At 60.0% G+C, this 20252-nt stretch carries 17 protein-coding genes and 1 pseudogene; 11 read left to right on the plus strand and 7 right to left on the minus strand.

Annotated features, from left to right (window positions below):
• Positions 1-46 precede the first annotated feature (46 nt).
• On the minus strand, positions 47-934 hold the full coding sequence (locus NL116_RS24720) for an MBL fold metallo-hydrolase (protein WP_494374443.1): 888 nt from the start codon (positions 932-934) through the stop codon (positions 47-49).
• 114 nt (positions 935-1048) lie between these two features.
• Here NL116_RS24720 and NL116_RS24725 point away from each other — a divergent pair, with 114 nt between their 5' ends.
• Together NL116_RS24725 and NL116_RS24730 are read left to right on the plus strand one after the other, a co-directional pair.
• On the plus strand, positions 1049-1954 hold the full coding sequence (locus tag NL116_RS24725; protein ID WP_494374444.1) for a LysR family transcriptional regulator: 906 nt from the start codon (positions 1049-1051) through the stop codon (positions 1952-1954).
• 220 nt (positions 1955-2174) lie between these two features.
• A complete protein-coding gene (locus tag NL116_RS24730) occupies positions 2175-2351 on the plus strand; it encodes a hypothetical protein (RefSeq protein ID WP_170219114.1) in 177 nt (58 codons plus the stop codon).
• Between the two features lie 9 nt (positions 2352-2360).
• Here NL116_RS24730 and NL116_RS24735 read toward each other — a convergent pair whose 3' ends face one another.
• Positions 2361-3257 (minus strand): helix-turn-helix domain-containing protein, encoded by an 897-nt coding sequence (locus NL116_RS24735; RefSeq protein ID WP_494374445.1) that lies wholly within the window; start codon positions 3255-3257, stop codon positions 2361-2363.
• Between the two features lie 179 nt (positions 3258-3436).
• Between NL116_RS24735 and pobA the strand changes: the two genes are divergently transcribed.
• Positions 3437-4630, plus strand: a complete 1194-nt coding sequence (gene pobA, locus NL116_RS24740; RefSeq protein ID WP_494374446.1) for a 4-hydroxybenzoate 3-monooxygenase — start codon at positions 3437-3439, stop codon at positions 4628-4630.
• A 78-nt stretch (positions 4631-4708) separates the two neighbouring features.
• Positions 4709-6226: pseudogene (locus NL116_RS24745) on the plus strand (MDR family MFS transporter).
• Between the two features lie 136 nt (positions 6227-6362).
• Here NL116_RS24745 and NL116_RS24750 read toward each other — a convergent pair.
• From NL116_RS24750 to NL116_RS24765, 4 genes are all read right to left on the minus strand, one after another.
• Positions 6363-7211: a cache domain-containing protein gene (locus NL116_RS24750; protein ID WP_494374447.1), complete on the minus strand. Its 849-nt coding sequence runs from the start codon at positions 7209-7211 to the stop codon at positions 6363-6365.
• A gap of 84 nt (positions 7212-7295) precedes the next feature.
• A complete protein-coding gene (locus tag NL116_RS24755) occupies positions 7296-8168 on the minus strand; it encodes an ATPase (RefSeq protein WP_494374448.1) in 873 nt (290 codons plus the stop codon).
• 119 nt (positions 8169-8287) lie between these two features.
• The gene (locus NL116_RS24760; protein WP_494374449.1) at positions 8288-9280 is read right to left on the minus strand and encodes an NAD-dependent epimerase/dehydratase family protein; all 993 of its coding nucleotides are present in this window, start codon (positions 9278-9280) and stop codon (positions 8288-8290) included.
• Between the two features lie 53 nt (positions 9281-9333).
• A complete protein-coding gene (locus NL116_RS24765) occupies positions 9334-10227 on the minus strand; it encodes a LysR family transcriptional regulator ArgP (protein WP_494374450.1) in 894 nt (297 codons plus the stop codon).
• A 110-nt stretch (positions 10228-10337) separates the two neighbouring features.
• On the opposite strand from NL116_RS24765, the gene NL116_RS24770 reads away from it, so the two are divergent.
• The 3 genes from NL116_RS24770 to NL116_RS24780 all read left to right on the plus strand — a co-directional run bounded on the left by NL116_RS24770 (position 10338) and on the right by NL116_RS24780 (position 12120).
• On the plus strand, positions 10338-10739 hold the full coding sequence (locus NL116_RS24770) for an ACT domain-containing protein (protein WP_494374451.1): 402 nt from the start codon (positions 10338-10340) through the stop codon (positions 10737-10739).
• Between the two features lie 5 nt (positions 10740-10744).
• Positions 10745-11347: a LysE/ArgO family amino acid transporter gene (locus NL116_RS24775; RefSeq protein WP_494374452.1), complete on the plus strand. Its 603-nt coding sequence runs from the start codon at positions 10745-10747 to the stop codon at positions 11345-11347.
• Positions 11348-11523: 176 nt separating this feature from the next.
• Positions 11524-12120 (plus strand): superoxide dismutase, encoded by a 597-nt coding sequence (locus NL116_RS24780; protein WP_008034365.1) that lies wholly within the window; start codon positions 11524-11526, stop codon positions 12118-12120.
• Between the two features lie 231 nt (positions 12121-12351).
• On the opposite strand, the gene NL116_RS24785 is transcribed toward NL116_RS24780, so the two are convergent.
• Positions 12352-12720, minus strand: coding sequence for a DUF6124 family protein (locus tag NL116_RS24785; RefSeq protein ID WP_494374453.1), 369 nt, complete (start codon positions 12718-12720; stop codon positions 12352-12354).
• A gap of 1090 nt (positions 12721-13810) precedes the next feature.
• Here NL116_RS24785 and NL116_RS24790 point away from each other — a divergent pair.
• The 4 genes from NL116_RS24790 (at position 13811) to NL116_RS24805 (ending at position 20244) form a co-directional block, all read left to right on the plus strand.
• Complete coding sequence (locus NL116_RS24790; RefSeq protein WP_494374454.1) at positions 13811-15862, plus strand: putative bifunctional diguanylate cyclase/phosphodiesterase; 2052 nt, start codon at positions 13811-13813, stop codon at positions 15860-15862.
• A 231-nt stretch (positions 15863-16093) separates the two neighbouring features.
• Entirely contained in the window at positions 16094-17431 is a 1338-nt protein-coding gene (locus NL116_RS24795; protein WP_494374455.1) for an imelysin family protein, read from the plus strand.
• 293 nt (positions 17432-17724) lie between these two features.
• Positions 17725-19152 carry a di-heme oxidoreductase family protein gene (locus NL116_RS24800; protein ID WP_494374456.1) on the plus strand — a complete coding sequence of 476 codons (1428 nt, stop codon included), beginning with the start codon at positions 17725-17727 and terminating at the stop codon, positions 19150-19152.
• A 27-nt stretch (positions 19153-19179) separates the two neighbouring features.
• Positions 19180-20244, plus strand: a complete 1065-nt coding sequence (locus tag NL116_RS24805; RefSeq protein ID WP_494374457.1) for an imelysin family protein — start codon at positions 19180-19182, stop codon at positions 20242-20244.
• The last annotated feature ends 8 nt before the right edge of the window (positions 20245-20252 follow it).

A 20252-nucleotide genomic window follows, 5' to 3' on the forward strand; every position in this document is an offset into this window, starting at 1 on the left:
ACAAGGGCAAGCCCCCTCGCCACAGGAGTCCCGTTGCCCCGTAACCTCATTCACCCCACTTCATCTCGCCCTTGGCGACTTTGGCGCTCAGCTCCAGCGAGCTTTCTTCACCCAGCGTCGGGAAGCTTTTTTTCATCGCGGCCATCAGTGCGATGGAATCTTTGGCTTTGGCGGTTTCTTCGTCGAACGCCTTGATGTAATCCGCGGTGAACTTCACAGCCGCCAACGAGCGGGCGCTGTCACCGAGGTAATGACCCGGCACGATCGTGTTCGGTTTCAAGGCTTCGATGGCGTACAGCGTAGTCAACCAATCCGCGTGGGACTTCGGGGTTTGCGTGTCGGCCATCCAGACATGGATGTTTTCTGCCACGACCACCCCGCCGACAACCGCTTTGATCGACGGAATCCAGACGAAGGTGCGGTCCGGCTGCTTGCCGTCCAGCCCTACCACCTGCAACTTCTGCCCTTCCAGTATCAGGCTGTCGCCCTTGAGCACGCCGGGCACGATGGTTTTCGCCGGTACGTCAGCACCCATTTTCGGGCCCCAGAACGCCAGTTTGCCGTCGACGGTGTGCTTGATGTGATCCACGGTCGGCTGCGAAGCCAGCACGTTGGCGTTGGGGAACGCGGCGGTCAGGGTGTCGAGGCCGAAGTAGTAGTCCGGGTCGCCATGGCTGATGTAGATGGTGGTCAGTTGCTTGCCGCTGGCGCGGATTTTCTCGACCACCTGTTCGGCTTGGGATTTGCCGAACTGCGCATCCACCAGAATCGCTTCTTTCTCACCGCTGACCAGTACCGACGTCACCGGAAAAATAGCTTTTTCACCGGGGTTATAGACATCCAGGGTCAGGGTCGAGGCCGCCGTTGCGTGGGCCGCGAAACCGAGGGCGGCGGTGGCCAGCAAAATACGTTTGAGGGTGGTGAAACCGATCATCTGTTGCTCCGTAATCCGAATGCCTTGCTTGGCGATGGGAGGGAGCTTAGTTGCATGACTCAGTACAAAAAATGCGATGCTTGAACATAGTTTGTTTCTGAAAGCGGGCAAATCATGGATCGTCTTCAAGCAATGCGCGTATTCGTCACGGTGGTCGACCTCGGTAGCCAGTCGGCCGCCGCCGATCATCTGGACCTGTCACGGCCAGTGGTTTCACGCTATCTGGCAGAACTGGAGAATTGGGTCGGCGCCCGGCTGATGCACCGTACAACTCGCAAATTGAGCTTGACCGCCGCCGGCACCGAAATGCTGCCCCGCTGTCGGCAGATGCTCGACTTATCCACCGACATGCAAGCCGCCGTCAGCGAGCCAGACGATGCACCGCGCGGGTTACTGCGCATCAGTGTCAGTACTTCGTTTGGCCAGGCGCAACTGGCGGACGCCATGGCGGCCTACGTCAAACGATACCCCGGCGTCAGCATCGACCTGCAGATGCTCGACCGCACCGTGAATCTGGTGGATGAGCGCATCGATCTGGCGATCCGCACCAGCAACGACCTGGACCCGAACCTGATCGCCCGGCGGCTGACGGTCTGCCGGTCGGTGATCTGCGCCTCCCCTGCCTACTTGCGCGAACATCCGGTGCCGCAGCGGGTGGAGGACCTGAGCCAGCACAATTGCCTGACCCATTCGTACTTCGGCAAAAGCCTTTGGCATTTCGAGGAGGACGGCGAACCAGTCTCGGTGCCGGTGCAGGGCAACATCAGCGCCAACGAAGCCAGTACCTTGCTGCGCGCAACCATCGCCGGCGCCGGGGTGGCGATGCTGCCGAGTTATCAGGCAGGCGTGCATATTCACAGCGGCGAACTGATCCGCCTGCTCCCCCGGGCCGAACCCCGGCAGATGAATATCTACGCGGTGTATGCATCACGCAAACACATGCCGGCGGCGCTGCGCAGCCTGCTGGATTTCCTTGTTACAAGATTCCCGGAAGAACCGGAGTGGGATGTCGACCTGTAACACCGTCCCCCTGCAGGAGTGAGCCTGCTCGCGATAGCGGTGGACTCGTCGACATCATTGTTGCCTGACACTCCGCCATCGCGAGCAGGCTCACTCCTACAAGGGGCGCATCAGTGTTCTGAATACCGGGGTAAATGCGATGCCGCATGGGTGGCAACTCACCGGCGCTGACCTATGCTCAAAGTAATACCCAAGGGTATTTCGTTCAGAGGTCCACGCCATGAACATCAAAACAAGAAGATACCTCACCATTTTCATCACCTGCGCGGTGACGCTGGCGCTGTACGGCACCGCGGCCTGGCGGGTCGAGCAGGCACGGCAACTGCCCCGCGAATTTGCGAGTTGCAACTTCGAACGCTGCATCCCCCACAACGCGACCCTTAATGCCCTGCGTTGACCCAGGGGATCAGGCCTCGTTGTCCTGATCGGCCTTCAAGCGGTCGCGGAACGCCTTGGGCGAAATCCCCACGCGACGCCGAAACAGGCGCGTGAAGTTGGTCGGATCGGAAAATCCCAACACGTCGGACATTTCGTAAATGGTCATGCTGGTGTAGGTCAGCAAGCGCTTGGCCTCCAGCAACTGCCGTTCGTGCATGATCTGCAACGCCGGTTGCCCCGCCAATTCACGGCACGTACCGTTGAGGTGGGACACGGAAATCCCCAGCCGATGCGCCAGGTCTTCGACCTTGACGTGCTGGCGGTAAGTCTCTTCCACCAGTTGGATAAACCCGTTGAGGTATTCCCTGGCACGCTGCGGACGCTGGCTGGCGTTGCGGCGAGAAATTACCTGCCGGCTGACCCAGACCATGATCACGCTGACCAGTGAATGCATCAGCATTTCACGTGCCGACTGGTGGCCGGTGTATTCATCTTGCAGCGCTGAAAACAGGCTGTTGAGGTAGTCGCCGTCCTTGCCTGCCGGGTAGCTTTCAGCCTGAGCCAGCGCGTTCACCGAGTTGCCCAGTTGCGATTGCAGGTGGGCGATCAGCGGCGCGGCGAGCGTCAGGACGAACCCTTCGACGTCCTCGGAAAATCGATAACCGTGCACCGACAACGGCGGAAGGATCAGCACGGTCGGCTCGGACAGTTGTGTGCGTTTACCTTCGATCTCAAGCTCTGCCTGACCTTTGAAGACGAAGAGTAACTGGCACAAATCGGCGTGGCGGTGGGGTTTGATTTCCCATTGGTGTTCGCGGCTGCGTTTGGAAATGGTTTCGCAGTGCAGCAAGTCGGGGGTCGGCCAGTCCAGGCTTTCACCGTAGAGCTTGAACACTGGAATCGAAGGCAGGTCAGGCTTGTTCATCACTTCAATCCAGGCCTCGGGGGGTGACGGGCGATAATCGCACCGATTGGCAGAAAGAACAGGTATCGGCTCAGTTTTCACCTTCAATTGACCGACTCGCAAGGGAAAAATGCAAGCACTCGATCCATAAAAATAATTCACCGGCCGTGGTCGCGTGGAGCTTGCGAGTCATAACAACAATGAAAACGCTGAAAACCCAAATCGCCATCATTGGCGCCGGCCCTGCCGGTTTACTGCTCGGCCAATTGCTGCACAACGCCGGCATCGACACCCTCATTCTTGAACGGCAAAGCCCGGATTATGTGCTTGGGCGAATCCGTGCCGGGGTCCTTGAACACGGCATGGTAGAGCTGTTGCGTCAGGCCGGTGCAGGTCGACGGATGGACGCCGAAGGGCTGGTGCACACCGGCTTCGAACTGGCACTCGATGGCCGTCAGGTACACATCGATCTGCAGGCGTTGACCGGTGGCAAAACCGTGATGGTGTATGGCCAGACCGAGGTCACCCGCGACCTGATGGCCGCTCGTCGGGAGGCCGGCGCACGGACAATTTACGACGCCGTCAATGTCATGCCGCACGGGATGAAAAGCGCAGAACCTTTCATCACCTTTGAGAAGGACGGCGAGGCGTATCGCCTCGATTGCGACTACATCGCCGGGTGCGACGGTTTTCACGGAGTGGCGCGCCAGTCGATCCCCGACGACTGCCTCAAGGTGTTCGAGCGGGTCTATCCGTTTGGCTGGCTCGGCATCCTCGCCGACACGCCGCCGGTGCACGAAGAACTGGTCTACGCCCGCCACGAGCGCGGTTTTGCCCTGTGCAGCATGCGCTCGGCGACCCGCACCCGGTATTACCTTCAGGTGCCGGCCGAGGATCAGGTGCAAGACTGGTCGGATCAGCGTTTCTGGGACGAGTTGAAATTGCGCCTGCCGCCAGCGTTGGCCAATAACCTCGTGACCGGCCCGTCCATCGAAAAAAGCATCGCGCCACTGCGCAGCTTTGTGGTCGAACCGATGCAATACGGGCGGATGTTTCTGGTCGGCGACGCCGCGCACATCGTCCCACCCACGGGGGCCAAGGGCTTGAACCTGGCCGCCAGTGACGTCAGCACGCTGTTCAATATTCTGTTGAAGGTCTATCGGGAAGGACGCGTGGATTGGCTGGAGAAATACTCCGGCATCTGCCTGCGCCGGGTGTGGAAAGCCGAGCGGTTTTCCTGGTGGATGACCTCGATGCTGCACCGCTTCGACGACCACGACGCGTTCAGTCAGCGCATCAGCGAGTCGGAGCTGGACTACTTTGTCAGTTCCGAAGCGGGCAGAAAAACCATTGCGGAAAATTACGTCGGGCTTGCGTACGAGGCTATCGAATAGCTTGCTATCGACTTACACTGGCGAGCATCCCCGCTCGCCGTGCGCCTTGCGGGTCCATCTCTGCCCGCAGGTTTTACCGTGACCAATCTCAACCAGCCTGACACGCCCAAACCGGCCATTCGCAGCGTGCTGATCGCCCTGATGCTGGCGATTTTTCTCGGTGCGCTGGACCAGACCATTGTTGCCGTCTCGATGCCGGCGATCTCTGCCCGGTTCAAGGATGTCAGCCTGCTGGCCTGGGTGATTTCCGGGTACATGGTGGCGATGACGGTGGCAGTGCCGATCTACGGCAAGCTCGGCGATTTGTATGGTCGGCGCAAGCTGATGCTGTTCGGCATGGGGCTGTTCACCCTCGCCTCGTTGTTCTGCGGTTTGGCCCAGAGCATGGAGCAATTGGTGCTGGCGCGGATCATCCAGGGCATCGGTGCGGGCGGGATGATTTCGGTCAGTCAGGCGATCATCGGTGACATCGTCCCGCCCCGGGAGCGCGGTCGTTATCAGGGTTATTTCAGCAGCATGTAAGCGGTGGCCAGCGTGGCCGGCCCGGTACTGGGCGGTTACATGACCGAGTACCTGTCCTGGCGCTGGGTGTTCTTGATCAACCTGCCGCTGGGCCTCGGCGCCTGGCTGGTGGCCAATCGTACGTTGGTCGGGCTGCCGGTGCCGCAGCGAAAACCGGTCATCGACTACCTTGGCACGTTACTGATGATCATCGGCTTGACCGCGTTGTTGTTGGGTATTACCCAGGTCGGTCAGGGGCATTCGTGGCGCAGCGCTGAAGTGCTGGGGCTGTTTGCCGGCGCGGTGGTGATTCTTGGGGTGTTCGTCTGGCATGAGCGTCGGGCTCGGGAGCCGTTGCTGCCGATGCATCTGTTCGCCAACCGCAATGCGATTTTTTGCTGGTGCACGATTTTCTTCACCAGTTTCCAGGCGATTTCGCTGATCGTGCTGATGCCGCTGCGTTTCCAGAGCGTCACCGGCGCCGGGGCCGACAGCGCCGCGTTGCACCTGTTGCCGCTGGCGATGGGATTGCCGATGGGTGCGTACTTTGCCGGCCGCCGTACCTCGGTGACCGGGCGCTACAAACCGATGATCCTGACCGGCGCGGCGCTGATGCCGATGGCGATTCTGGGCATGGCGTTCAGCCCCCCCCAGGCTTTCGTGCTCAGCAGCCTGTTCATGTTGCTGTGCGGGATCGCCAGCGGCATGCAATTCCCGACGTCACTGGTCGGCACGCAGAATTCGGTGGAACAGCGCGATATCGGCGTCGCTACCAGCACCACCAACCTGTTCCGCTCGCTGGGCGGCGCGGTGGGGGTGGCGTTGATGTCGGCGTTGCTGCTGGCGTTGTTGCAGGATTCGAGCTTCGCGCACATGGCCGGTTCGTCGCTGATGGCCGAGGGCAGTTCGGGCAATGTCTTGCTCGACGGTTTGAACGCTGCGCCGGGGGATGCGCAAAACGCCTTGCGCGCCGAGTTGTTGCTGACGTTCAGGCAATTGCTGATGGTGAGTGCGGCGGTGTCGCTGCTGGGGCTGGCGGCGGCGGTGGCGATGCCGAATATGTTGTTGCGGGGGCGGGAAGATAAGGTTCGGTAGATACACCGAGTTGCCTGCATTCGCGAGCAAGCCCGCTCCCACATTTGATCTATGTCATACACAAAATATGTGAACGCCAAAGATCCACTGTGGGAGCGAGCTTGCTCGCGAAGGGGCCATTACCGGCACCGAAGATTCAAGGGCTGTAATACCCGACTGCCACCAGAAAATGCCCGACCTTCTTCAGGTAGGCATGCTTGTCCTCAACCTTGCCGGTCACCGGGTTTTTCCAGCGGTACTCATATTCGCCATAATCCTGCTTGGCCATCAACGCCAGGATCGGCTCGCCCACCGGTTTGCCCTCCGGGTCCTTGATTTTGCCGAAATCGGTGTTGATCAACCGCAGGTTGGTGCCGTGGGCCACGTAGCGCTGGGTATCCAGGTCGACGACGAACACGTACAGGTCATCCTGCAAGTAACCGCCCTTGAGGGAATTGATCGCGGTCAGTGTGCCCTTCTCGTCCTTGGCCAGATCGGTCGCGGCTTTGTTCAGCAGCGCCATGGCCTGCTCCGCCGACGCCCGGGGCAGGTAATAACCCACCGCAAGAATCCGCTGACCGACGCGCTGATAGAACACATGTTTGCGCTCGACCTTGCCGTCAGACCAGTTCTGCCAGCGGTATTCCGCCTGCTGGATGCCATTGCCTTCCGGCACTTTCAAGGCGTCCTTGAAGGCTTTCTGCAAGTCCGGCCCGAGGGTTTCGGTGACATCGCGCCCGATCAAAGCGGCCGACGGCCCACCGCTGGCGAGCATCACGCCCTTGGTATCGACCACGAACACGTAGCGATCCTTGTCGACAAACTCGCCCTGACGGCTGAACGCCGCGAAAGCCTTGTCGCCATTGTCGTGGTAGTAAGCCAGGGCTTTTTCCAGCAAGGCTTTGGCGGCCTGGCCTTCATCCTTTTCCGCCGTGGCGGCGTGAACCTGCCCCAGACACAGCAACAGCATCCCGCCCAGTAAGGCCAGTTTGTGCAGAACCCCCATCGTGCATTCCTCGTTCTTGTCGGTGTTTCAAGAGCGTAGACGGCTATGGGGGATGTACGAGCATTCAGCTACACGTGGCTGGAATTACTGCCGGGCGCGAAGTTGCTGTTGCAGGTTCTGGATCTGCGCCTGCAAGGTGTTGATGTTGCGGGTGACCTGGCCGCGAAACGCGTCGAATTCAGCAGTGTTACCGGCGCTGGGCGCGGCGGCCGGGCGGTTTTCCTGCTCGCTTTTGAGCACAATCATGTCTTGTTCCAGACGCTCGATCGCGGCGCTCGGGTTGCCTTGTTTTTTCAGCGCGACGATATCGGCGCCGAGGCTTTTGAGCTGTGCGTCGAATTTGCTGCTGTCGTCCGGCGCGCTTTTCAGGGCGGTCAACTCTGTGCTCAAGGCTTTGAGCTGCGCCTGCAATTGAGTATTGGCCGCCTGATGCTCGGTGCTCTGGGCCGTGAGTTGCGCAAGACGTTTATCCAGCTCGCTGGTTTGTGCGGTCATCTGCGCCAGACGCTTGTCCAGATCGGTAGTCTGGCCGACGACACCCTGCTGCTGTTTGCTCTGGTCCAGCAGTTTGGTTTCGAGGTCCTTGATTTGCAGTTTCAGCGCTTCGCTGTCACTGGTGACGTTGGTCTGGCTGGCGACGACCTTGCCGGATATGTCCTGCAAGCGCCCCGCCGCTTCCTCACTGATGCGCGCGAAGCTTTCCTGGGTGGCGACCAGCTGCTGCTCCATCAGCGAGATCTGCTGAAAACTCCACCAGGCCAAACCGGCAAACGCAAAAAACAACGCGCCAACCAATGCCCATAACGGGCCGGTGCTGGCGCTTTTGACCTTCACCACCGGCGCCGGACGCGAGTGCACGCTGGTACGCACGGTGGGTGGAAAATCATCGTCGAGGCTGTCGGCGCGCAGGCTCGGTACATCATCGAAATCGTCGTTGGCATCGTTACGCATGGACATTGAGTCAACCTTTGTGGAACGCGGTGATGGCTTTATGCGGCGAGTATAAACCCCACGGCCGCACCGATTGACTCTCTACACCCCACTCGGTTCAGTGCGGGCAGGCAGCTCCTGGCGCGTCAGCGGATGTCCTGGGCCTTCCACCAGCTGCAAAATTCATCGAGGGCAGCCCAGACACTGACTTTCGGATCGTAGTCCAGATAGTGCCGGGCGCGGCTGATGTCCAGGGTGAAATTTTTGTTCATCACCTGCATGCCCAGTCGCGACAAGGTCGGCTCCGGTCGCCCCGGCCACAGCTTGCACACCCCTTCGTTGAGTGCGGCGACGGTGTAGCCCAAACCGTAGGAACGGTAGCGCGTCACTTGTGGGACTTGCATGTTGCGCATGACGTAATTGACCACGTCCCACAACGGAATCGGCGTGCCGTTACTGATGTTGTAGGCCTTGCCCAAGGCCGAGCCACTGGCAAGCAAACTGCTGAGCAACGCTTCGTTGAGGTTTTGCACGCTGGTGAAGTCGACCTTGTTCAGGCCGTTGCCGATGATCGCCAAGCGTCCTTTGTGCTGCATATTCAGCAGCCGCGGGAAGATGCTCATGTCGCCGGCACCCGTGACGAAACGCGGGCGCAGGGCCAACGTTTCGAGGCCGAATTCCTGGGCGCCAAAGACTTTTTGCTCGGCGAGGAACTTGGTCGCAGCGTAGGGATGCTTGAAGCGCTTGGGCACTTGCTCTTCGGTCAAACCCAAATGATCGCGGCCATCAAAATAGATCGACGGCGACGACAGGTGCACCAAGCGCCGGACCCGCTGTTTCAGACAGGCTTCAACCACGTTTTCGGTGACCTGGACGTTGCCCTGATGAAAGTCCTGATAGCGCCCCCACAGCCCCACCGCCCCCGCGCAATGGACCACGGCTTCAACGTTTGAACACAGGTCGCGCGCCAGTTCCGGGTCGCTCAAGTCGCCCTGAATGAACTCGGCGCCACGACGCACCAGGTGTTCGACGCTTTCGGCCCGGCGACCGTTGACCCGCACGTCCAGGCCCTGCTCCAGGGCAAAACGCGCAAAGCGTCCGCCGATGAAGCCGCTTGCGCCGGTGACCAGAATTTTCATGTAGTGCTCCGAATATTTCGTTTTGCCTAATGCGTGAGTCTTGACGCTACCCGTCAGTCCAACGGCACCAGCCATTGCTTCGACGAACGCACCAATTGATCGGTCAACAACCCCAGAAGCTGACCGCCATTGCGCCAATGATGCCAGTACAGCGGCACATCGATGGGCTTATCTGGCAAAAGCTCCAGCAAAACACCGCGTTTTAGTTGTTCGCGCACCTGTAATTCCGGCACCAGCCCCCAGCCGAGACCGGCCTCGGTCAAGCGGATGAAGCCTTCGGACGAGGGGCATAAGTGGTGTTCGAAACCGCCGTCGACCCCGAGGGAGGCGAGGTAGCGATGCTGCAGAAAATCGTCCGGGCCAAAGACCAGCGCCGGGGTTTTCGCCAGTTGATCGGCGCGAACACCGTCCGGGAAATGGCGCGCGATAAATGCCGGGCTGGCCAGCGCCCGATAACGCATGGCCCCGAGCAAAACGCTGCGAGCCCCGGCCACCGGGCGTTCACTGGCACAGACACACGCCGCCACTTCGCCGGCACGCATGCGCTTGAGGCCAACGGTCTGGTCTTCGACCACCAGATCCAGTAACAGATGTTGCTCGGCGCAAAAGTCACCTACCGCTTGCGCCCACCACGTGGCAAGGCTGTCGGCATTCAACGCGATGCGCAGACGCTCGGGCAGGCCCTCTTCATCCAGCGCCGGCACCAGGGATTGCAAGTCGCGCTCCAGCAAACGCACTTGCTGCACATGGTTGAGCAGGCGCCGGCCAATTTCCGTCGGCGACGGCGGTGTCACCCGCACCAGCACCGGTTGGCCGACCCGCGCTTCCAGCAGTTTGATCCGCTGGGAAATCGCCGATTGCGACAGGCCAAGCACCTGCGCAGCCCGTTCGAAACCGGCCTGCTCGACCACGGCGGCCAGGGCAGAAAGTAACTTGTAGTCGAACATCAGTTTTCCTAATGAGCGATCAGCATGATTGGTTTTTCTTATACAGGTTTGCAGCGGAGAATGCCCACCATGATCTCTTCAACAAGAATCTCTTCATCAAGGAATCCAACATGGCTGGCGAAACTTCATTGGCAACCCTGCTGCGCAGCATGAGCCCGCAACTCAACGCCGGCGAATACGTGTTCTGTACCCTGCGCGACGGCAAGTTGCCGGGGGGCCTCGAGATCGTCGGCAGCTTTCGCGAGCAGGAAGGCCTGACCGTGATCCTGGAACGTTCCCACGCCGAACAGGCCGGTTTCAGCTTCGACTACGTTGCGGCCTGGATCACCTTGAATGTGCATTCGGCACTGGAAGCGGTCGGTCTGACCGCCGCCTTCGCCACCGCGTTGGGCAAGGCCGGCATCAGCTGCAACGTCATCGCCGGTTACTACCACGATCACCTGTTTGTCGGTCAGGCCGATGCCGAACGCGCACTGAACGTGCTGCGGGACCTGGCGGCCAACGCGGAGTAAAAAACATGTGGCAAAGCTATGTAAACGGCCTGTTGGTGGCCGCCGGGCTGATCATGGCGATCGGCACGCAGAACGCGTTTGTGCTGGCGCAAAGTCTTCGTCGCGAACATCACCTGCCGGTGGCGGCGTTGTGCGTCGTTTGCGATGCCTTGCTCGTGACCGCCGGGGTGTTTGGCCTCGCGACGGTACTGGCGCATAACCCGACCTTGCTGGCAGTTGCCCGCTGGGGCGGCGCGGTGTTTTTGATCTGGTATGGCAGCCAGGCGCTGCGCAGGGCTTTTTCGAAACAGAGCCTGCAACAGGGTGAAAACCAGACCGTGCGTTCATTGCGAGCGGTGATGCTCAGTGCATTGGCGGTGACGTTGCTCAATCCGCACGTTTACCTGGACACGGTGTTGCTGATCGGCTCTCTCGGTGCGCAACAAACCGAACCCGGCGCTTATGTGGTGGGCGCGGCCAGTGCTTCATTGCTGTGGTTCTTCACCCTGGCGTTGGGCGCGGCGTGGTTGGCGCCGTGGCTCGCACGACCAAGCACCTGGCGGATTCTTGACCTGCTGGTGGCAGTGATGATGTTTGCAGTGGCGTTTCAATTAATCGTCACCCCCTGATTATTCCAAAAGGCTCTGGAACCTCTATTCCACACAGTTGTTGCGTGGTTATGCCGCACCCCCGGTGCTATGATCCGATCCGATGCGCCGCAAAGAGTACAAACTCCCCGGCGCTTGTCTGGCCGCCCGTGATCGGCCTTGCGCTCACCGCAACTGACCTGATTAGGAGAATTATCATGGCTTTCGAATTGCCGCCGCTGCCTTACGCACACGATGCCCTGCAGCCGCACATTTCCAAGGAAACACTGGAATACCACCACGACAAGCACCACAACACCTACGTCGTGAACCTGAACAACCTGGTGCCAGGCACCGAGTTCGAAGGCAAGACCCTGGAAGAAATCGTTAAATCTTCCTCGGGCGGCATTTTCAACAACGCCGCTCAGGTCTGGAACCACACCTTCTACTGGAACTGCCTGGCGCCAAACGCCGGCGGTCAACCAACCGGCGCGCTGGCTGAAGCCATCAACGCTTCGTTCGGTTCGTTCGACAAGTTCAAGGAAGAATTCAGCAAGACGTCCATCGGCACCTTCGGTTCCGGTTGGGGCTGGCTGGTGAAAAAGGCTGACGGTTCCCTGGCCCTGGCCAGCACCATCGGCGCCGGCAACCCGCTGACCAACGGCGACACCCCGCTGCTGACCTGCGACGTCTGGGAACACGCCTACTACATCGACTACCGCAACGTTCGTCCGAAATACGTGGAAGCGTTCTGGAACCTGGTCAACTGGAAATTCGTGGCTGAGCAGTTCGAAGGCAAAACCTTCACCGCTTAAGATCGATGCCAGACAAAAAACCCGGCTTATTTAAGCCGGGTTTTTTTATGGCGTTTGGGAATGCTTCAGGGCGCTGTGCAACTGTTTAAATCGAGTCGACTGTCAGGCCGCCATCGCGAGCAAGCTCGCTCCCACAGTGAATCTACAGGAGCACAGTATGTGTGCACGGCATAAATCGTGTGGGAGCGAACTGGCTTTGGACGGCGTTCCGACGAAGAACGAAAACGCGGCCTACGCCGGATCGACGTTATCCAAGGCTCGATTCACCGCCAACTCCGCCAACATGATGATCTGCTGGATCGCCAACACGGTGTTGCGCTGCGGGCCAATCAGATTCGCGGCGAAATCGCTGGTCATGACGCTGGCGGAGGCCAGTGATTCGCAGGCTTGGGCCAGCAGGCTTTCAGTGTCTATGTTCGGGCCAATCATGTACATCGTGCTGGGTCGGCGGGGTGTTTCGGTGTATTGGGACGGGGGGTCGAGGTAATAGTCGAGGGCGCGTTTTATGGCTTCGCGGTCTTGCAGAAGTGCTTCGGATTGGGTTTCTTCGGCGTCTGGGTCGGTAATATTCAAGGGTGGATCGGGTATCAATTTGTCCATTGTATTTCTCCAGCGCTGGAGCCCCCACTTGCCGCTTCTCACACGGCGAAGAGGTGGCAGCTATGTGCGAGGTGAGAAGACCGGTTATGGACACCCGGCCGGACCGAAGTCCGCCCGCACACAGCCGCCATAACGCATTTGCTGGCAGCGAGTAAGCTGGCGGCGATTATGCGTGTACAGACACTGGATGACCATAAGTTGCCGGGCTCTCACACCCGGTCGCTGAGTTTTCAGCGACAGCCAGAGGTTAGAGACAAGGCTTCCTACCCGACAACCTGAAAAATGCGTGGGAAAGCTCCGTGTGTTTTACACATCTTTCAACACACAAAAATGGAACGCGAAGCGTCCCCGACGGCATTCCCAAGCGGGAGCGAAGGAACGATCAATCGGCGTACACCCGCCGCTTCTCACCACTCAACAGGCCGAGCGTTAGCTCGCCTGCAGCTTTTGATCTTGATTCACCCGCCCCTTCGGGAGGCTGAGTGGAGGTGTGCATCCGGGGAGTGGCGCGCAGCGCCGTTCGACGCAGTCGAACACGCTGCATGTAGGTCGTCGCGAAGCAGACCGGAGGGCAGTGTCCCCGGATGGATACCGGAACGAAGGAACGCCGAGCCTAGGCGAGGGGCCGGACGCTCGGGGCGAGACCTTTGCTTCCTTTGGGGCGTTTGCCAAAGGGAGTCGCTGTAAGAGCGAAACCATTAGCGGCCGTTACCGCAGAAATGGATATGTACACCAAGGAAGAAACGGGTCGGCCCTAAGGCCGCCATCGCGAGCAGGCTGAACTCCTGCAGGGGGAACGAGCCAGATCCAAAACAGGTCAATGGCTGACAATGAAACCAGCCTGAACCCCCTTGCCCCAACGCCATAGCCGGCTACCATCAAGCAAGAAGGAAAAATTATCCCAATCCCCTCAAGTTGAAGGACCCCACTACCGACACAGTACGAATAGAACAAAAACCCCGGACAACAGCAAATCGGCCAAGCCCACAGGCAAATCCTCCTGTGATTGAATGTCCCTTTGACTGCCAACACGGGATTGCCAATACTCATGGCAACTTGATGCTACCCGCACGGAACAAGGAATAACCCTTTGAAGCTGGAACTCAAGAACAGCTTGTCGGTGAAGTTGCTCCGGGTCGTGCTCCTGTCGGCATTGATCGTCGGCGTGGTCTTGAGCTGCGCGCAAATCGTTTTCGACGCCTATAAGACACGCCAGGCCGTGGCCAACGATGCCGAACGCATCCTCGACATGTTCCGCGACCCCTCCACCCAAGCCGTCTACAGCCTGGACCGGGAAATGGGCATGCAAGTGATCGAAGGCCTGTTCCAGGACGACGCCGTGCGCCAGGCCTCCATCGGCCATCCCAATGAAGCCATGCTTGCGCAAAAAACCCGCGAATTGCAGCATTCCCACAGCCGCTGGCTGACCGACCTGATCCTCGGCAAGGAACGCACCTTCACCACCCAACTGGTCGGTCGCGGCCCATATAGCGAGTATTACGGCGACCTGAGCATCACCCTCGACACCGCCACCTATGGCCAAGGGTTCATCATCAGCTCGGTGATCATCTTCATTTCCGGCGTGTTGCGCGCCATGGCCATGGGCCTGGTGCTGTACCTGGTCTATCACTGGCTGCTGACCAAACCGCTGTCGCGAATTATCGAGCACCTCACCGAAATCAACCCGGATCGCCCCAGCGAACACAAGATTCCGCAACTCAAGGGCCATGAAAAGAACGAACTGGGGATCTGGATCAACACCGCCAACCAGCTGCTCGAATCCATCGAACGCAACACCCACCTGCGCCACGAAGCAGAAAACAGCCTGTTGCGCATGGCCCAGTACGACTTCCTCACCGGCCTGCCCAACCGCCAGCAACTGCAGCAACAACTGGACAAGATCCTGGTCGATGCCGGCAAGTTGCAGCGTCGGGTCGCGGTATTGGTGGTGGGCCTGGACGATTTCAAAGGCATCAACGAACAATTCAGCTACCAGACCGGCGACCAATTGCTGCTGGCGTTGGCTGACAGGCTGCGGGCCCACAGTGGTCGCCTCGGCGCCCTCGCCCGTCTCGGCGGCGACCAGTTCGCCCTGGTCCAGGCCGATATCGAACAACCTTACGAAGCCGCCGAACTGGCGCAAAGCATCCTCGATGATCTGGAAGCGGCGTTTGCCCTCGACCATCAGGAAATCCGCCTGCGCGCGACCATCGGCATCACCCTGTTCCCCGAAGACGGTGACAGCACCGAGAAGCTGCTGCAAAAAGCCGAGCAGACCATGACTCTGGCCAAGACCCGCTCGCGCAACCGCTATCAGTTCTACATCGCCAGCGTCGACACCGAAATGCGCCGCCGTCGTGAACTGGAAAAAGACCTGCGCGATGCGCTGGCCCGCGATCAGTTCTACCTCGTCTACCAGCCACAAATCAGCTACCGCGATCACCGGGTGGTGGGCGTCGAGGCGTTGATTCGCTGGCAGCATCCGGAGCATGGCCTGGTGCCGCCGGACCTGTTCATCCCCTTGGCCGAGCAGAACGGCACCATCATTGCCATCGGCGAATGGGTGCTGGATCAAGCCTGCAAACAATTGCGCGACTGGCACGATCAGGGCTTCCCCGACCTTCGCATGGCGGTCAACCTGTCGACCGTGCAACTGCACCACGCCGAGTTGCCGCGCGTGGTGAACAACCTGATGCAAATGTACCGCTTGCCGCCACGCAGCCTTGAACTGGAAGTGACAGAGACCGGCCTGATGGAAGACATCAGCACCGCCGCCCAGCATCTGCTGAGTTTGCGTCGCTCCGGCGCATTGATCGCCATTGATGACTTCGGCACCGGCTACTCGTCACTGAGTTATCTGAAAAGCCTGCCGCTGGACAAGATCAAGATCGACAAGAGCTTCGTACAGGACCTGCTCGATGACGACGACGACGCAACGATCGTTCGCGCGATCATCCAGTTGGGTAAGAGCCTTGGCATGCAAGTCATTGCCGAGGGCGTGGAGACCGCCGAGCAAGAGGCTTACATCATTTCCGAAGGCTGCCACGAAGGTCAGGGCTATCACTACAGCAAGCCATTGCCGGCCCGTGAACTGAGCGCCTATCTGAAACAGGCCCAGCGCAGTAACGCGGCTATTTTGTAGGTATCCGAAAATCGCAGCCTCGTTTCACTCGACAGCTCCCACAGAGGCCCGGTCCTGTAGCAGCTGTCGAGTGAAACGAGGCTGCTTTCTTTTGATCCACGACACAACCCCTGCGTGAATAAGAAATATTTGCACCTGCACCCTTTACACAGAATGCGAAAGATTTGCATTATGTCGCAGTTTTGCGCGTGTGAAGCGCCATACCACCCCTCTTTAAGCAGGATGTTCGCCATGATTCGTATGCCTCTGGCTACCGCCAGTCTGTTGGCCATCGCTATTTCCCTCGCCGGTTGTGGCGAAGGCAAAGACAAGACCGCCGCCGCGCCGACTCCGGCCACCAGCACCGCCGCTGCCGTCGCGCCTGCCGCCACCAGCAAAGTCGATGAAGCCGCCGCCAAAGCCGTTGTCGCGCATTACGCCGACATGGTCTTCGCCGTCTACAGCGATGCCGAATCCACTGCGAAAACCCTGCAAACCGCCGTCGACGCCTTCCTCGCCAAGCCGAATGACGACACCCTGAAAGCCGCCAAGGCTGCCTGGGTCGCTGCTCGCGTGCCTTACCTGCAGAGCGAAGTGTTCCGCTTCGGCAACACCATCATCGACGACTGGGAAGGTCAGGTTAACGCCTGGCCACTGGACGAAGGCCTGATCGACTACGTCGACAAATCCTACGAACACGCACTGGGTAACCCGGGTGCCAGCGCCAACATCATCGCCAACACTGAGGTCCAGGTCGGCGAAGACAAGGTCGACGTGAAAGACATCACCCCGGAAAAACTCGCCAGCCTGAACGAGCTGGGTGGTTCCGAGGCCAACGTTGCGACCGGCTACCATGCCATCGAATTCCTGCTGTGGGGCCAGGACCTGAACGGCACCGGTCCAGGCGCCGGCAACCGTCCTGCTTCCGACTACCTGGAAGGCAAAGGCGCCACTGGCGGTCACAACGATCGTCGCCGCGCTTACCTGAAATCGGTGACCCAACTGCTGGTCAGCGACCTGGAAGAAATGGTCGGTAACTGGAAGCCGAACGTGGCCGACAACTACCGCGCCACCCTGGAAGCCGAACCGGTGGATACCGGCCTGCGCAAAATGCTGTTCGGCATGGGCAGCCTGTCCCTGGGCGAACTGGCGGGCGAGCGCATGAAGGTGTCCCTGGAAGCCAACTCCCCGGAAGACGAACAGGATTGCTTCAGCGACAACACCCACAACTCGCACTTCTACGATGCCAAAGGCATTCGTAACGTGTACCTGGGTGAATACACCCGCGTTGACGGCACCAAAATGACCGGCGCCAGCCTGTCTTCCCTGGTGGCCAAGGCCGACCCGGCTGCCGACACCGCGCTGAAAGCCGATCTGGCCGCGACCGAAGCCAAGATCCAGGTCATGGTCGATCACGCCAACAAGGGTGAGCACTACGACCAGCTGATCGCCGCCGGTAATACCGCTGGTAACCAGATCGTCCGTGACGCGATCGCTTCCCTGGTCAAGCAAACCGGTTCGATCGAAGCCGCCGCCGGCAAACTGGGCATCAGCGACCTGAACCCGGACAACGCTGATCACGAGTTCTGATCAACGCTGGCTGCACAAGAAGGCGACCTCCGGGTCGCCTTTTTCATACCCACCCAAAAATCGGATTTCACACCGGTCAAATGTGGGAGCGGGCTTGCTCGCGAAAGGGTCATCACAGACAACATCTCCAGTGCGGCAAACTCCGCTTTCGCGAGCAAGCCCGCTCCCACAGGGGATCGCGGTTCTCCAGAAAAAAACTGAGCCACATCAAGCAAACGATAATTCCTCTTATTCAAATTCGTATCCCCTGTTAGACTTTGCGCCCTTGTTTTGCTCGTTTCGCAGGATGTCTGATGCCCCCGCTGCCTCTTCGCTTGTCCGCACTGTTACTGGCCCTGGGCCTGAGTGCCTGCGATGACGCCCCGCGTTTTACCAAGGCCGAACCCGGCGAAGCCCGGTCCGGTGGCAGCGCGACGGTGCGCAAGACCGATCAGAACGCGTTTTCCCTGCCGTCTGCCAACCTGCCGCCGTCACGGCGTGTGGATTTCAGCGTCGGCAACAGTTTCTTCCGCAGCCCCTGGGTGATCGCACCGTCGACCACCACCGCCCGCGATGGCCTCGGCCCGTTGTTCAACACCAACGCCTGCCAGGGTTGCCACATCAAGGACGGTCGCGGCCATCCGCCATCGCCCGACGCACCGAATGCCGTGTCGATGCTGGTGCGCCTGTCGATTCCCGACGCGCCCGCCTATGCCAAGGTCATCGAGCAACTCGGCGTGGTGCCGGAGCCGGTCTACGGTGGGCAGTTCCAGGACATGGCCGTGCCGGGCGTGGCCCCGGAAGGCAAAGTGCGGGTCGATTACACGCCCGTGCCAGTGCGCTTCAAGGACGGCACTGAAGTCGAACTGCGCAAGCCAAGGCTGAACATCACGCAACTGGGCTACGGTCCGATGCACCCCGACACGCGGTTCTCGGCCCGTGTCGCCCCGCCAATGATCGGTCTGGGCCTGCTTGAAGCCATTCCCGACGAAGCGATCCTGGCCAACGCCGAAGCGCAGGCGAAGGACAAAAACGGCATCGCCGGACGCCCGAACCGGGTCTGGGATGACGTGCAACAGAAAACCGTCCTCGGCCGATTTGGCTGGAAAGCCGGGCAACCGAACCTCAATCAACAGAATGTGCATGCGTTTTCCGGTGACATGGGCCTGACCACCCGCCTGAGACCGTTTGACGACTGCACCGAGGCGCAAACCGCCTGCAAACACGCCCCGAATGGCACCGGCCCCGATGGCGAGCCGGAAGTCAGCGACAACATCCTGCGCCTGGTGCTGTTCTACAGCCGAAACCTTGCCGTACCGGCCCGCCGCGATGTCAGCGCGCCCGAAGTGCTGGCCGGCAAGAACCTGTTTTTCCAGGCCGGATGCCAGTCCTGTCACACACCGACATACACCACCGCCGCCAACGCCGCCGAACCTGAACTGGCCAATCAAGTCATTCGCCCTTACAGCGATCTGCTGCTGCACGACATGGGTGACGGCCTCGCCGACAACCGCACCGAATTCCAGGCCAGTGGCCGCGACTGGCGCACCCCGCCGTTATGGGGCATCGGCCTGACGCAAGCGGTCAGCGGCCACACCCAGTTTTTGCATGATGGCCGCGCGCGCAATCTGCTCGAAGCCGTGCTCTGGCATGGCGGCGAAGCGCAGGCCGCGCAGCAACAGGTTTTGTCTTTCAACGCCGAGCAGCGCACTGCGTTGCTGGCGTTTTTGAATTCTCTTTAAACACTTATAAAGAATCGGGAGCCCGACATGTTCCGCCCCAAATTGTTGTTCACCAGCCTTGCCGCACTCGCACTGGGCGCCTGCTCACCGCAGGACCCGCAAGCCGTGACATCGGCCGCCATCGCCAAATCGGTGATCCTGCCGACCTACACCCGCTGGGTGGAAGCCGACCGCCAATTGGCCATCAGCGCCCTCGCCTACTGCGAAGGCAAGGAAAACCTCGACACCGCCCGCGCCGACTTCCTGCACGCGCAGAAAGCCTGGGCCGAGTTGCAACCGTTGCTGATCGGGCCGCTGGCCGAGGGCAACCGTTCGTGGCAGGTGCAATTCTGGCCGGACAAGAAGAACCTGGTCGGCCGTCAGGTCGAGCAATTGGTCACCGCGCAGCCGCAGATCGATGCCGCCGCCCTGGCCAAATCCAGCGTGGTGGTTCAGGGCCTCTCGGCCTATGAGTACATCTTGTTCGACAGCAAGCCGGACGTGGCCAATGACGCGCAGAAAGCCAAATACTGCCCATTGCTGAAAGCCATCGGCGAACGTCAGAAACAACTGGCCGAAGAGATTCTGCAAAGCTGGAACAACACCGACGGCATGCTCGCGCAAATGAGCAAATTCCCGAACCAGCGCTACGCCGATTCCCACGAAGCCATCGCCGACTTGCTGCGCGTGCAAGTCACCGCCATCGACACTCTGAAGAAAAAACTCGGCACGCCAATGGGCCGCCAAAGCAAAGGCGTGCCGCAGCCGTTCCAGGCCGATGCATGGCGTAGCCAGTCGTCCCTGACCGGTCTCGAAACCAGCCTCGCCGCCGCCAAAACCGTGTGGGAAGGCGTCGACAACAAAGGCCTGCGCGGTTTGTTGCCGAGCGAGCAGAAACCGTTGGCCGACAAGATCGATGCGGCCTATGCCGCCTCGCTGAAACTGTTCGCCAGCAACCAGCGTTCGCTGACCGAAATGCTCAACGATGATGCCGGTCGCCAGCAACTCAATGATCTCTACGACAGCCTCAACGTGGTCCACCGCCTGCACGAAGGCGAACTGGCCAAGGCGCTGGGCATTCAACTGGGCTTCAACGCCAACGACGGTGACTGATGAGGACG

Source organism: Pseudomonas sp. FBCC-B1667 (assembly GCF_059133255.1).